This window comes from Nostoc sp. (genome assembly GCF_036917415.1).
Classification (GTDB): Bacteria; Cyanobacteriota; Cyanobacteriia; order Cyanobacteriales; family Nostocaceae; genus Nostoc.
The window spans coordinates 22005-34845 of the sequence record NZ_JBALDJ010000074.1 but is presented as its reverse complement, the minus strand read 5'-3'; the positions used below and the strand labels follow the sequence as shown (position 1 = coordinate 34845).

14 protein-coding genes and 2 pseudogenes are annotated in these 12841 nt (G+C 40.6%); 9 read left to right on the top strand and 7 right to left on the bottom strand.

Going from position 1 to position 12841, the window contains the following annotated elements; translation table 11 throughout:
- Positions 1–97: 97 nt before the first annotated feature.
- The gene (locus tag V7K41_RS15380) at positions 98–541 is read right to left on the bottom strand and encodes a hypothetical protein (RefSeq protein ID WP_334849450.1); all 444 of its coding nucleotides are present in this window, start codon (positions 539–541) and stop codon (positions 98–100) included.
- Between the two features lie 60 nt (positions 542–601).
- Here V7K41_RS15380 and V7K41_RS15375 point away from each other — a divergent pair, with 60 nt between their 5' ends.
- Entirely contained in the window at positions 602–784 is a 183-nt protein-coding gene (locus V7K41_RS15375; RefSeq protein WP_334849448.1) for a hypothetical protein, read from the top strand.
- A 195-nt stretch (positions 785–979) separates the two neighbouring features.
- On the opposite strand, the gene V7K41_RS15370 is transcribed toward V7K41_RS15375, so the two are convergent.
- From V7K41_RS15370 to V7K41_RS15360, 3 genes are all read right to left on the bottom strand, one after another.
- Positions 980–2224 carry a site-specific integrase gene (locus V7K41_RS15370; RefSeq protein WP_334849446.1) on the bottom strand — a complete coding sequence of 415 codons (1245 nt, stop codon included), beginning with the start codon at positions 2222–2224 and terminating at the stop codon, positions 980–982.
- A gap of 376 nt (positions 2225–2600) precedes the next feature.
- The gene (gene rpsU, locus V7K41_RS15365; protein ID WP_012407716.1) at positions 2601–2789 is read right to left on the bottom strand and encodes a 30S ribosomal protein S21; all 189 of its coding nucleotides are present in this window, start codon (positions 2787–2789) and stop codon (positions 2601–2603) included.
- Positions 2790–2906: 117 nt separating this feature from the next.
- Positions 2907–3230 carry an RNA recognition motif domain-containing protein gene (locus V7K41_RS15360; RefSeq protein ID WP_104909692.1) on the bottom strand — a complete coding sequence of 108 codons (324 nt, stop codon included), beginning with the start codon at positions 3228–3230 and terminating at the stop codon, positions 2907–2909.
- A 984-nt stretch (positions 3231–4214) separates the two neighbouring features.
- Here V7K41_RS15360 and V7K41_RS15355 point away from each other — a divergent pair.
- The 3 genes and pseudogenes from V7K41_RS15355 to psb35 form a co-directional block, all read left to right on the top strand.
- Positions 4215–4427 (top strand): AbrB/MazE/SpoVT family DNA-binding domain-containing protein, encoded by a 213-nt coding sequence (locus V7K41_RS15355; protein ID WP_334849443.1) that lies wholly within the window; start codon positions 4215–4217, stop codon positions 4425–4427.
- A pseudogene (locus V7K41_RS15350) lies at positions 4424–4735 on the top strand (type II toxin-antitoxin system death-on-curing family toxin); the annotation flags it as partial. The gene V7K41_RS15355 and the pseudogene V7K41_RS15350, both read left to right, overlap by 4 nt.
- Before the next feature lie 15 nt (positions 4736–4750).
- Positions 4751–4834: pseudogene (gene psb35, locus V7K41_RS32885) on the top strand (photosystem II assembly protein Psb35); the annotation flags it as partial.
- Between the two features lie 21 nt (positions 4835–4855).
- Here psb35 and V7K41_RS15345 read toward each other — a convergent pair.
- A complete protein-coding gene (locus V7K41_RS15345; RefSeq protein ID WP_334849442.1) occupies positions 4856–5950 on the bottom strand; it encodes a hybrid sensor histidine kinase/response regulator in 1095 nt (364 codons plus the stop codon).
- Between the two features lie 765 nt (positions 5951–6715).
- Here V7K41_RS15345 and V7K41_RS15340 point away from each other — a divergent pair.
- Together V7K41_RS15340 and V7K41_RS15335 are read left to right on the top strand one after the other, a co-directional pair.
- On the top strand, positions 6716–7435 hold the full coding sequence (locus tag V7K41_RS15340) for a response regulator transcription factor (protein WP_334700199.1): 720 nt from the start codon (positions 6716–6718) through the stop codon (positions 7433–7435).
- A gap of 176 nt (positions 7436–7611) precedes the next feature.
- Positions 7612–9300, top strand: coding sequence for an NAD(P)H-quinone oxidoreductase subunit 4 (locus V7K41_RS15335; protein WP_334849440.1), 1689 nt, complete (start codon positions 7612–7614; stop codon positions 9298–9300).
- A gap of 133 nt (positions 9301–9433) precedes the next feature.
- On the opposite strand, the gene V7K41_RS15330 is transcribed toward V7K41_RS15335, so the two are convergent.
- Together V7K41_RS15330 and V7K41_RS15325 are read right to left on the bottom strand one after the other, a co-directional pair.
- The gene (locus tag V7K41_RS15330; protein ID WP_334849438.1) at positions 9434–9652 is read right to left on the bottom strand and encodes a hypothetical protein; all 219 of its coding nucleotides are present in this window, start codon (positions 9650–9652) and stop codon (positions 9434–9436) included.
- A gap of 270 nt (positions 9653–9922) precedes the next feature.
- Positions 9923–10084, bottom strand: coding sequence for a hypothetical protein (locus V7K41_RS15325; protein ID WP_334849436.1), 162 nt, complete (start codon positions 10082–10084; stop codon positions 9923–9925).
- A gap of 199 nt (positions 10085–10283) precedes the next feature.
- Between V7K41_RS15325 and thrB the strand changes: the two genes are divergently transcribed.
- From thrB to V7K41_RS15310, 3 genes are all read left to right on the top strand, one after another.
- Complete coding sequence (thrB, locus tag V7K41_RS15320; RefSeq protein WP_334849434.1) at positions 10284–11198, top strand: homoserine kinase; 915 nt, start codon at positions 10284–10286, stop codon at positions 11196–11198.
- A 29-nt stretch (positions 11199–11227) separates the two neighbouring features.
- Positions 11228–11737 (top strand): hypothetical protein, encoded by a 510-nt coding sequence (locus V7K41_RS15315; RefSeq protein WP_334849433.1) that lies wholly within the window; start codon positions 11228–11230, stop codon positions 11735–11737.
- Positions 11738–12300: 563 nt separating this feature from the next.
- A complete protein-coding gene (locus V7K41_RS15310) occupies positions 12301–12837 on the top strand; it encodes a universal stress protein (RefSeq protein WP_334849452.1) in 537 nt (178 codons plus the stop codon).
- The last annotated feature ends 4 nt before the right edge of the window (positions 12838–12841 follow it).

The following is a 12841-nucleotide window of genomic DNA, read 5'->3' as shown; positions in this document are numbered from 1 at the left end:
TCAGTATATGGTTTCTGTTTTGGCGGCGGCTCTCCCTAACTCAACTCTCTCATAGAATCCATTTGTCAATAGGGTTTGAGACGCGCTAACCCTGGGATTAATCGCCAAGTAGGTCTAGAATTTCCTCAAGCTTTAATTTTGCTTTGTAAAGGTTTAGAAGTTTTTGCTGTTCCCATGCCTTCGGTGATTCATAATATCTCCCTTCCAAGCTAAGTTTAATCAGTGCTGACTGTTCATCAGTGGGGCGATCCATCTTATCCAAAATAGCGCTAAGTGCTTGATAATCCTCAAAACTTAAGCGCTTTAAACCTCTATGTTGCTGCAATTGATTTAACGCCAATGCCGGGAAAGCCATTAACGAGACAACGTAGCTATCCTTATACCCTGAATTACCAGTAGGCTTTAATCTGTAACGCTGACATAGCAGACGCAATTCAGGTACAGTTTTGATTTCTAATTCGGTACGTGTGAACATAAAATAGAATTGCCATTCCTTAAAAGTGGTATCGATGAGTAACAGTTTTCCAGACGGTTTACTCATCGATAAAAAATTTATATCGGCGTTATCATCGATATTAACTTATATTTACATCTCTCAACAATGCCCAACCCTAAAGGTACACCGGAAAATTTTAACAATCCACCAAGTAAAGAACTAACGGAACAGTTAAATTTTAGAGTTACCAAGGAAATGAAGGATGAGGTTAAAGCACAAGACAATCCGCCACAATTCTGTAGAGACGCGATACAAGAAAAATTAGACAGACAGAATAATAATGAGTAAGTCTCAACCTACCTCTCATAGATTAGTGAGAATTGTTTGCCCTAAAGATGGGATTTTTTTAGTTTAAAAATTAGATATTAGGGTTTTCAACGTCTTTAAAATACTTTCTCAGGATTTCCGCTTCATCGTTATAGACTACAAAACTACGAGTTTCTTCCCCTTGTTTAGCATCCCATTGTTGATGGTTGTTCTAGCTTATTTTCCTTTTTCTTGCATCAATTTCTTGATTAGTTCCTGCTGTTCTTCCAGCTTCTTTTTGAGTAGATCTAGTTCTGATTGCTGTTTATTGTCTGTCTCTTCATAACTTGGTATAGTTTGTGATGCTTTGTTGGCAATATCCTGGTAGTGTTTCTGACTTACTACTTCACCGTGTCCACACCAAGAAGAAACAATTTTCCCATCAATACCTATATCAAAAACTTGATGCGTAATGAAGGTGTGTCTAGTATTATAGCTAGGCAAATATTTAGAGAGTTTACCTTTCTCTATCAAGTCAAGGATAATGCCATTCCTTTCAGCTTGATGATCGTATTTCCACACTCGATTAAAAAAGGATGCCCATATCACTTTGCCTTTGGCGGATTTAAACACGTTGTCATTTAAATCTTTTTGAGGAATTGATTTCAGTAAATTCCATAACTCACCGTTTTTAGGCATTGGGAAAATTCTAATTAATTCTTTATCTCCTACAGCATTTTTTAAGTTGTAATATTTCCTCTTACGCTCATTGTGAGTACGTCTAAAGTAAATACATTCTTTACCCCAATTGATATCTCCCCACATAAAAGCTATAACTTCCCCTGTTCTACAACCAGTAAAAAATTTAAACTTCACAAAATCATGGTAGTGGTTGTATCTTGGGTGATTTTGAAAAGCTTTCATGATTAGCTGTGCTTCTTTCCATGTATAAGCTTTAGCTTTCTCTAGTACATCGTTATCCGTCTCTATCTCATCCTTGGTTTTACCTTTGTCTTTTTTAACTGTTATTTCTTCACTCATACCATCATAAGGATTAAAGCTTATTAACTTATGTCTTATTGCAAGCTGATAAGCTTTTGATAGGTGAGATAGCAAGTTCCTGGTTATTTCTATACTTCTGTTCTCAACTAGCCAGTTTTTAATTTTTATCGAATCTTCAGACTTTGTAGCATTCATAGCTGACTTAAGGAAATTAGGGTAAGTCTCAAGAAACGCTTTATCAAATGTTGTCTCCTTAAATTTTGGCTTTACGTAATCGCTGTACTTTTTCCATACTTCCAACAGAGACAGGTCTGGTTTAGGCGGTAGTTGGTCGTCATCCGCATTAGTGCCCTTAAGCTTTAAATCGGCTGCAATGCCATACTTAACTAGAGTCTCATCAAAACATCCATCTTGTAAATCAAGAGTCATTCTCTCAGCTATTCGCTGCGCTCTCGCTATATTTGGCTCGGTCGCTTCCATACCAAAAGCTATCCTTGGTTGCTTGCTTCCGAAGTACTGTCTAGGAAGTCTACCCTTAACCCTACCCTTTTCTACATATACGGATACGTTGCCTCTTGGTGTCTTGCTAGTAGCTTGCTTGTTGCTGTTTCCCATTGGATGCTCAGATAATGCTCATTTGTGGATATTCGGCTGACAAGTAACCGAACCACAGGCATTATACTTGACAATCAAGATTTGGTCCTAGAACCGCACTCTAAGTTATGTGGGACAAAACCGCTACAATACAAAGGCTGACTTGATTTTAGCGTTTCTTTAGATTTCCTGATTTTAAAATAGACAAAAGGAAAACCCTCATAAAATCTATGAGGGCATTCGTTTATATCTATGTCAACCCTTAATTACGAAAACTTCTCTTACTTTGTCTGTGCTTGGCAACTTCCTTGCGCTTGCGTTTTTCTAAGGGTGTTTCAAAATGACGATGCTTTCTCATGTCTGGAAAAATTCCCGCCTTGGAAACTTCTCGTTTAAATCGTCGTAAGGCTGACTCAATGTGTTCATTGTCACCTACAATTACTTGGGTCATTATTTCTCCTACTAAGTTGACTTCATCAATGGCTATGCAGGCGGTAACATTACAAAAAAAAGACAGACTCTTGTTTGTCTGACCTTAAGACTCTTGGTAAGTTTTTTGTTTCCAAGATTAGTAGCGTCCGCCACGTCCACCGCCGCCGCCGCCGTATCCTCCTCTGTTACCACCAAAGGAACCTCTATCACCTCTATCTTCCTTGGGTTTAGCCTTATTCACTTTCAGGTCACGACCCATCCACTCAGCACCGTCGAGAGCTTCAATGGCAGCGGTTTCTTCAGCTTCAGTTCCCATTTCCACAAAGGCAAAGCCTCGCGGACGACCTGTTTCCCGGTCAGTAGGTACTTGAACGCGCTTTACAGTACCATATTCTGCAAAAATACCACTTAAATCTTCTTGTGTAACGTCATAAGAGAGGTTACCTACATAAATTGACATCGATTCTCTCCAAAATCATCACTGTGTAGAGATTTTAATTTCTCTCAGAAGTCTGTAAATACTAAAAGGAAAAAGCCTTTCAATACTAAAACCAAAGACATCACTGAATTAACTCTCATAAATCTAGGATGACACACGAGCCAACTCTTTGCACCCAGTAGATAGTTAACCAGTGACGCGATCGCACCTAAGCGATCGTCCGCCCCCACACACCCTAAGTACAGTCCACCATAAAAAGGGGTTGTAAATGCAAGAAGATAAATTCTGTAGGGTGATATAGAAAATCAGACGTGCAGGGGCGCATCTTTAATATCCGAATTGAACGTTTGACTGCATTAACCATGAAGCATTACTTCAAAATTTTAATACGAAAGGCAAAGTCAGGCAACAAATATAAAACTATTGTGACTTGTACTTTTTTGGATAACCCGCTATAAAACCAACTGTGATGCTTACGGCGGCAAGCTACGCGAGTCTTTTTCTTTGGTGCTAACCTCTCTTTTTGGAAAAGGGGAGTAAGTGGCGTAATATCATGTTCGGCTAATTAACCCAAGTTGCAATGTTAAATTGCCGAACATCACCTTTCTAAGCTGTCTCCAATTCAGCTTTGACAACTTGAGCGGCCCGATCTTTGCCTAGTACCTGCAAACTTGCCTGCAAGCCAAATAGAGAAAGTCCTTTATATATCTTCATTTTTGCGGTTGGTTTAAAGCAATCGTCACACTCGGCTACTCTCCCTAGTGCCGAGTTATCTGCTGTGCTGGGAATGGGTGAATTTCAGCTATAGCCTACTAGCCTTAGTACCCGATGATGCGAGTGAATAGCGGCTTTGACCTGTGAGGGGCTGTGGTGCGGTCGTGTAGCAGTAAAGAATTTTGGTAGTGGCAGAGTGAGTTTATGGTGAGAAAGTGACTTTTTTCTTTATTACCCGGATAATAGAAATGTGTATGGTATTAACGACGTTAACAGAGAGTATGCTTTATTATGCAAATCTTGAAACTTCGTAAAATTGGAAACACTTTGAGATTAGTCACTGTAAAGAGAAGATTTCTTTTAATTGTGACAACTCCTCGTAATGCTCAAGCACGCCGTAATATTCAAGAAATATCTCGCAAATCTAAATTTGATAAGGCTATGGAAGCTTATAAGCAAGTAAGTAAACAGTATAGGAATGCGCTTGGTGAGTTAGCTAAGTGAATGATATTTTTTGGTTGAGTGAGGAAGTTATTTTAGCTATGCACGAAGAACAACTAGCTGAACACGGTGGTCTTCCTGGTATAAGAGATACTTATCTGCTTTCAGCTAGTTTAGCAAGACCTTTAAATTTATATGTTTATGGCGAACCGACACCAACTATTTTTGAATTAGCAGCAGCTTATGCTTTTACATTTGCTAAGAACCATGTATTTATAGATGGTAATAAAAGGCTAGCTTTCCTTTCGATGGCTACTTTTCTTATATTAAATGGATATTCTTTAATAGTACCAGAAGATGAAGTTGTATTAATGATAAGAAGACTTTCAATTGCCTGGTACAATTCCAAACTTCCTGTAGGTTGGGAAGATAAAGAGCGTCCTGATATTGTTCCAGAAACTTCTCGGTAAGAATTTTTTGTCTACCTACTTTTAGTTTTCGTCAGCTAAAGGTAGACGGATAGTAAATGTACTACCCTTGCCTGGTTCAGATGTCACATCGATTGTGCCTTGATGTGCTTCAATAATACAGCGAGATAAATATAGTCCCAAACCACTACCAGAACGTTGGTGTTTCCCTTGACGAAATCGCTCGAATAATATTGCCTGATCTGGTTTAGAAATTCCTGGCCCTGTATCTTGGATATCAATATTCACAGCTACCGGAGTCAGATAACAGTGAATATTTACAGAACCTTTGTCTGTAAACTTAATGGCATTGCCGATGATATTTGTCAAAACTCGCCGCAGTTCTAAGCGATCGCCCATAATGGTGCTTGCAGTTTCACCTCGATCGATGTTTACAGCTAATCCTTTTTCTTCAGCTAAAGGTGTTAATTCTTGGGAAACTTCACTAACTAATTCCTGAATATTGCAGGGAGAAATTTTTAAGGTTTTACAGCCCGCTTCATGACGATAAACTTCTAACAAGATATTTACCATTTCCAGCAGGTCTTGATTGCTGCCAATCATGGTATCAATTATCTCTTGCAATTGTGGTGAAACATCGCAAAATCTGCCTTCCAGCAATAATTTTAATACGCGGTTGGAGGCTACCAACGGTATGCGTAAATCGTGAGTAAAACGCGAGACGAAATCTGCCCGGAGGTTCGCCATCTGATCTCGTTCGTCGATACTATGCTTGAGGCGTAGGAGCGATCGCACCCTTGCATGTAGTTCATCAGGATCGAATGGTTTACGAATGAAGTCATCTGCACCAGCGTCAAGTCCTTCAACAACGCTAGACTCATAGTGAGCTGTGAGCAACAGAATCGGGATAAATGGCAACGCCTGATTCTGTCGGATGCGCCGAGTAAATTCATAGCCATCTAGCTCCGGCATCATCACATCTAAGAGAATTATGTCTGGCGGTGACTCTTCAACCATAGCCAGAGCAATCTTACTATCTTCTACCAAGCTAATTTCATAGTCCTCATCTTCTAGGACTGCTTCTAAGACCAGTAGATTGTCAAAAATATCATCGACAACGAGAATTTTATCTTTTTTGACAGTTTTAGGTAAAGACATGGCTAAATAAAAAAGAAGTGCTTGGCTATCCCTAGCAAATCTAGTAATAGCTTACTTCACCAGCGCTGAGATTATTAAGGATTAACATTTTCTTTTAGAGTTTCCTGAGTAAAATACCTATTTTCTACGTAACTACACTGCTTTTGTATGTATTCAATATATCAATTTATTAAAATAGCATATTTTTTTACAAGTATCTTAAGCGCCTGAATTATCCAATTAATATCAGTACTTGGGTGCTATAGTGAGTTATTTTAGTCCCTTTTGTGTGCATAATCCCACCCAAAGCAAGGGTAGCTATTTAGTACTCACCTACTTTTGCTTGCTACCAGATTTTTCATGAAAAATTGTTTAGCATAAAACATCGAGCGTTAGGTTAATGTATAAAAATATTTTTTGATTAACTTAAGTAGGTCGGCAGAATAAAACCAAACTGTGTGTTAAAAAATGAACGAGGCTAAAACCCTCTTACCTCCTGCTTCCTGTCTCCTGCCGACGTTCGCGGACTCGCTACCGCTGCGCTATCCTGCCTCCTGCCTCCTGCCTTATCCCAACGACAAATACTTACTTACGCCCACCTACTTATATTGTCATATCGAAACTCTTGCCTTAGAAAAGCTTACGAGATAAGGTTATCTATGTCTAATGGTAGATGAAGTTCAGAGAACAATACCAAACGCATTGCTTTTTGTATAAGATCCCGAATAGAAGAACGAGATTATTTTAATCTGTACTTTAGATAAATAACAGTAAAGTTAAGCAACTATGAGTGAAATCAAGATCCTTGTAATTGAAGATCACAACCTGACAAGAATCGGCTTGCGGTCTGCTTTACAAACCCAGCCAGAGTTCAACATTGTTGGTGAAGCAGCCAATGCAGCCGACGGCATCAAGCTTTTGAAAACTCTCAAGCCGGATGTTGCTACTATTGATATTGGTTTGCCTGACATGGATGGTATTGAGTTAACACGCACATTTAGGCAGTATCAGGCAGAGAATGAGGACTACACAACAAAGCTGCTAATTTTAACGATGCAAAATAGCGAACAAGCAGTTTTAGCAGCATTTGCAGCAGGTGCAGATTCTTATTGCATGAAGGATATAGAAACAGAGAAACTAGTAGAGGCTGTACAAACGACTTATGCAGGTAGCTCATGGATCGATCCAGCGATCGCAGACCTTGTACTACAACAAATACGTCAAGATTTCCCCGATGGCAGCAGAGGCGCATCTGGAAAAAGAGTCTTAATTGAAGGTATTGACCCAGATACTGAGAAAAGTATAGTCAGCTATCCTTTAACTCATAGAGAGATGGATGTTTTAGAGTTGATTGTCGCTGGCTGTGACAATGCAGAAATTGCGAAAAGGCTCTATTTAACAGTCGGTACTGTCAAAACTCATGTTCGAGGTATTCTCAATAAACTCTGTGTTGCTGACCGGACACAAGCTGCTGTCCGTGCTTTGCGGGCGGGATTAGTACCGTGAGTAAGTAAATAGCTATTATCAACTGCGTACACAAGATACAGTTAACAAATAAAAATATTTCTTCCCCAGTCTCCAGTCCCTAAAAGCGGTTAACTGGGACAAAGATTTATGAAGAAAATGTTACAAAGTTTAGTAGAATGACATAATTGACTAAATAAGTATTTTTCTATACATACATGATAGCGGATCAATTTCCCTGGCTTACCGCGATTGTCTTACTGCCACTCGTTGCTTCCCTGCTCATCCCTGTGTTGCCTGATAAAGATGGTAAGCGTGTGCGGTGGTATGCACTGGGTATAGGTATTGCAGATTTTGCCTTGATGTGCTACGCCTTTTGGAAGCATTACGATGCCAGCAGTGCTAGTTTTCAAATGGTGGAAAATTATGCTTGGGTGCCTCAGTTAGGTTTTAACTGGGCGGTATCAGTCGATGGGCTTTCAGCGCCACTTGTGCTTTTAGCCGGATTTGTCACCACACTCTCGATATTTTCAGCTTGGCAAGTCGATCGCCGACCTCGCCTCTTCTATTTTTTAATGCTGGTGCTGTATTCTGCACAAGTAGGGGTGTTTGTTGCTAAAGACTTGCTGCTATTTTTCATCATGTGGGAAGTAGAACTGATTCCCGTCTACCTACTAGTCTGCATTTGGGGTGGGCAAAGGCGTCGTTATGCAGCTACGAAATTTTTGTTGTATACCGCAGCTGCTTCTATATTTATTTTAGTGGCAGCCCTGGCAATGGGGCTATATGGCGGCGGTAATATGACATTTGACATCACCGCCCTCGCCAGTAAAGAATATCCCCTTGGTCTACAACTGCTACTTTATGCAGGATTGTTGATTGCATTTGGTGTCAAGCTTGCTGTCTTCCCGATGCATACTTGGTTGCCTGATGCCCACGGCGAAGCATCATCTCCTGTATCGATGATTTTGGCTGGTGTGTTGCTGAAGATGGGCGGATATGGACTGATTCGCCTGAATCTTGAGTTGCTTCCCGATGCACACATTTATTTTGCGCCGGTTCTAGCCATTCTTGGTGTTGTCAACATTATCTATGGTGCATTGAACTCCTTTGCTCAGACCAATATGAAGCGGCGTTTAGCTTATTCGTCGATTTCTCACATGGGGTTTGTACTGCTGGGGATTGCGTCCTTCACTGATTTGGGAATCAACGGCGCGATATTACAGATGATTTCGCATGGTTTGATTGCATCGGTGCTGTTTTTCTTAGCAGGTGTTACTTACGATCGCACCCACACAATGGTAATGAAAGATATGGGCGGTATTGGTCAAGCCATGCCCAAAGTCTTTGCCCTGTTTACAATCTCCGCGATGGCATCTCTGGCACTTCCCGGTATGAGCGGCTTTGCTGGCGAACTCTCGGTATTCGTTGGTATGACAAGCAGTGACGTTTACAGTTCGACTTTCTGCACCGTTACAGTTTTTCTCGCCGCAGTTGGAGTCATCCTCACACCTATCTATCTACTTTCCATGCTGCGAGAGGTATTTTATGGTCAGGGTGCAGCCCTCATCTGTGACATTAATAATGCAGGCTCAGAAAATCAAGAAGATGAGGGAACAGTTTGTTTTGGTACGGACTGCCTCGTACCAGAAGATGCTGTCTATGACGATGCAAGACCGCGTGAGGTGTTTATCGCTGCCTGTTTTCTGCTGATGATTATTGGTATTGGTTTCTATCCCAAGATGGCGATGCAGATGTACGACGTGAAGACTGTCGCAGTTAATGCTAATCTTCGCCAGTCTTATGCCATAGTCTCGCAAACAAATCCCCAAATTTATGCCGAGGGTTTCTTGGTTCCGCAAATTTCAGAGGTTGAGGTAGCGCCCGTTTTGGGAACTTTGAAGTAAGCTTTTTGCCCAATAGACTTGTGGAAAAGAGCCAAAGCTAAGTATATTTCTGAGGAATAATAGAGCATTGATAGCCGCTCACTATGGGTAGGCTATCAATTCCAAATTATTCTCAGGATGCCCAAGATGTTTTTTATGGAAAAGCTCCTTTTTTCCAATTTTGCCAAACCTTTACTGCTGCTCGTTGAAAAAATGCCTGCGAGTTTTGCTCTGGCGTTTCTTGAAGTTCCTTAATTTCTCCACTCAATTTATTTATCCATAAAGAGCCGAGACGATCTTCATGTGCGCCAAAGCGGTAAGTAACGCCGGTCTCATCCTCCTTTTCTTTTAGAATCAATACATAAAAAGCCATAACAGATTAATGTGGTCTTTAAAAGTTGGATACTTTAGTTTTAACTCATTTGAGTTCTGCTCATGTTACTAAGGGACTCCACAAACGACCAGAGCGTTCAGTAGCGTCATGAGCTGTACGGTAGTTAGTATGGAAAATGCCTTCAAACCTCGACTCAAAGTATTCATGTTCCAGTAGTCTCAAATCTTCAGGGTCAAAATTACCTCGCTGTAACCTAATCCAGGCATCTGCTATATCTGGATCTGGACTAAAGCGGTTAAATCCGAGATCTTAATCCAACTGGTGTTCATCATAAAATAAATGTTTTTTGATCCGACGAATGCGAAACTCTGCCCATCCAGTGTTACGTGCAATCGTTGCTATATCGTCAGCATCACGAATAGCATCATACGCTTCAGGAGCATACTCAAGAAAGCGCTTTAAATATTCCATTTTTTAAATTAGTTAATATAAATAGTCAATATATAATCCGATAATAACATTATTTTTAAATTAGTAGGTATAAAAATATATTAATAAAATGTAAACACTCAGATGGGTATGCAAACTACCACAACAGATAATTAGCATCACTAGTAAACAAATCAACCCTTTACATGGGATGCTAGTTGATGATTAGTGAGTTTTGCCAATGTCTGTTGTTTCTGCCATCACTGTTACCGTTCCTGCTACAACTGCGAATTTGGGGCCTGGTTTTGATTGCATCGGTGCAGCTTTAAAGCTGTACAACGAGTTCAAGTTCACTCGCCTAGAAGAAGGTGGGCTAAATATTCATGTAACTGGTACAGAAGCTGAACGAGTCCAAACTGATGAGAGCAATCTCGTTTACCAAGCGTTTGTCAAGTTCTATCAACATATAGAACAGACACCGCCGACTGTGAAAATAGAGATTAAGTTAGGTGTACCGTTGGCGCGGGGTTTGGGTAGTTCGGCGACAGCAATTGTTGGTGGCTTGGTTGCTGCTAATCAACTTGAGGGTGCAACTCTGTCTCAGTCACAGGTGATGGAGTTAGCGATCGCAATGGAAGGACATCCTGATAATGTAGTTCCAGCTTTGTTGGGAGGATGTCGTCTCGCAGCTACCAGTGGCGCGGGTTGGGAAATTTGTGATGTTCCCTGGCATAAAGATGTTGTACCAGTTGTGGCTATTCCTAATTTTGAACTTTCTACTTCAGAGGCGCGGGGCGTTCTTCCAAATGAAGTGAGTCGCGCTGATGCGATTTTCAATACAGCCCATTTGGGCTTATTGTTACGCGGCTTGGAAACTGGTAACGGACAATGGTTAAAGACAGCTTTACAAGATAGATTGCATCAGCCTTATCGTAAAGCTTTGATTCCTGGTTATGATGCTCTCAACATCGCAGCTGTTAGTGCTGGTGCTTATGGTATGGTGATTAGTGGTGCGGGGCCGACACTGTTAGCTTTGGTGGATAAGTTACACTCAAAGGCAGTGGAGGCGGCGATGTTAGCTGCTTGGCAAGAAGAAGGAATTACAGCCGAGGTGCGATCGCTTTCTCTCGATACCCAAGGCGCAAAAAGCTTTTAATATTTTACTCAGCACTTAAAACTCGATTTATGGAGCAAACTCAGGCTGAAATAGCGGCGCTTAACTCTCAAATTCAGTCTCTTTTAGAAGAACGCGCTGCACTCACTATTAATAATGTCATCTCTGGCGAGAATGATTCACCCCAGGCGATGGTAGAAGCTTACCGCCGTCAAGCTAGAGAAAATGCCCAATTATCAGTTGAACTCCAAGGCATAGATGCAGCGATCGCCGCCTTGGAAGCCCAGATCAAACAAAAACAAGGTAAGTTAGTACGCTGGCAAGGTGAATCAAAGCAACTTATCCAACAGCAACAGCTAGAGGAAGCCAAAGAAGTGGCTCAGGTTCATGCTCAACGCATTAATCAACTAGCAAGTGAATTGGCAGCAGAAGTCCGTTTTCTTAAGGCTTGTGCCAATCAACTGAGTCCAATGTATTGGCAGATTTATTACAAGCCCTTTATTACTGGCTTTAAGACAATCTCCGTTCCCTATGTTCGCTCTGATGGAGAAGTGTGGACAATTGTTAACCGGATTGTTTAATGCTTTACCCTTTTCGTTTGTATGCAATATATTGATCTCTCCTTTTAGGCTATCCATTACCCCAATCTTTCTCAACAAAAATATAACTTACTTAAAACAAGAGCAAAAGCATTGATAGTTATCCACTCAAATTCTCCAGTTTGTGGTTAGCGATCGCCTAGAAAATTTTCGTCATTTACATTCTTCTGCTTTTGTCAAATATCCACATATCGCTTTGTTCTACAATCCTGTTCCTGACTTCTTTACAGCAATTTTAAGAAAAATGTGACTAATGCATAGCAATTTTGAGAGAAGGATTTAGGCTCAGGGATCAAAAATATTTCTTCCAAAATGGGATGCTCCCTGATGCTCAAAGATAAATGCTGGCTTTCCTCACAAGTTTCTCAAATTGTTTTGCTATAAATGTTTTGCTATAAATATAAATATAGGGCGAAAACCTTTAAGAGATTTAAAATTCAAAAGTCGCTAAATATAGTTGAGGGATTAGTCATTTTTGACAATCCAGCATCTGGAAACCCGAAACCGTAAAGACCAATTACCAATAAAATCGGAGGTCTATTATGATCTTTAAAAAGATTCTAGTTGCATTAGATCGCTCGGAAATAGGGCAACAGGTTTTTAAGGAAGCATTGGATTTAGCAAAGTTAACACAAGCTAGCTTAATGTTACTTCATGTCCTATCTTCGGAAGAAGAGGGTAGTCCTTATGTACCTATGCTGTCTAATATGGACTCCTATCCAGGATTGACCAATCAAAGCTTTGAGTTATACCAACAACAGTGGGATACCTTTAAAAATCTAGGAATCCAGATGTTGCAATCTTTCTGTGCTCAAGCAAACACAGCAGGTGTCACTACGGAATTTACACAAAATGTTGGTAATCCTGGTCGGATTATTTGTGATTTAGCCCATAGTTGTGGCGCTGACCTAATTGTTATGGGGCGTCGGGGTCATTCTCGGTTGATGGAACTATTTCTCGGTAGTGTGAGTAACTACGTTCTTCACCATGCTCCTTGTTCAGTGCATATTGTGCATCTTTCAGTTACTCCTAAAATAGATGAAGTTGTCAAAGAAACTACAAGCGCTTTCAGCGTTAACTAACTAC

Excerpts from the sequence above, each read along its gene's own strand:
- V7K41_RS15380 (WP_334849450.1), bottom strand. The coding sequence starts at position 541 with ATGAGTAAACCGTCTGGAAAACTGTTACTCATCGATACCACTTTTAAG.
- V7K41_RS15375 (WP_334849448.1), top strand. The coding sequence starts at position 602 with ATGCCCAACCCTAAAGGTACACCGGAAAATTTTAACAATCCACCAAGT.
- V7K41_RS15370 (WP_334849446.1), bottom strand. The coding sequence starts at position 2,224 with ATGGAAGCGACCGAGCCAAATATAGCGAGAGCGCAGCGAATAGCTGAG.
- rpsU (WP_012407716.1), bottom strand. The coding sequence starts at position 2,789 with ATGACCCAAGTAATTGTAGGTGACAATGAACACATTGAGTCAGCCTTA.
- V7K41_RS15360 (WP_104909692.1), bottom strand. The coding sequence starts at position 3,230 with ATGTCAATTTATGTAGGTAACCTCTCTTATGACGTTACACAAGAAGAT.
- V7K41_RS15355 (WP_334849443.1), top strand. The coding sequence starts at position 4,215 with ATGCAAATCTTGAAACTTCGTAAAATTGGAAACACTTTGAGATTAGTC.
- V7K41_RS15345 (WP_334849442.1), bottom strand. The coding sequence starts at position 5,950 with ATGTCTTTACCTAAAACTGTCAAAAAAGATAAAATTCTCGTTGTCGAT.
- V7K41_RS15340 (WP_334700199.1), top strand. The coding sequence starts at position 6,716 with ATGAGTGAAATCAAGATCCTTGTAATTGAAGATCACAACCTGACAAGA.
- V7K41_RS15335 (WP_334849440.1), top strand. The coding sequence starts at position 7,612 with ATGATAGCGGATCAATTTCCCTGGCTTACCGCGATTGTCTTACTGCCA.
- V7K41_RS15330 (WP_334849438.1), bottom strand. The coding sequence starts at position 9,652 with ATGGCTTTTTATGTATTGATTCTAAAAGAAAAGGAGGATGAGACCGGC.
- V7K41_RS15325 (WP_334849436.1), bottom strand. The coding sequence starts at position 10,084 with ATGGAATATTTAAAGCGCTTTCTTGAGTATGCTCCTGAAGCGTATGAT.
- thrB (WP_334849434.1), top strand. The coding sequence starts at position 10,284 with ATGTCTGTTGTTTCTGCCATCACTGTTACCGTTCCTGCTACAACTGCG.
- V7K41_RS15315 (WP_334849433.1), top strand. The coding sequence starts at position 11,228 with ATGGAGCAAACTCAGGCTGAAATAGCGGCGCTTAACTCTCAAATTCAG.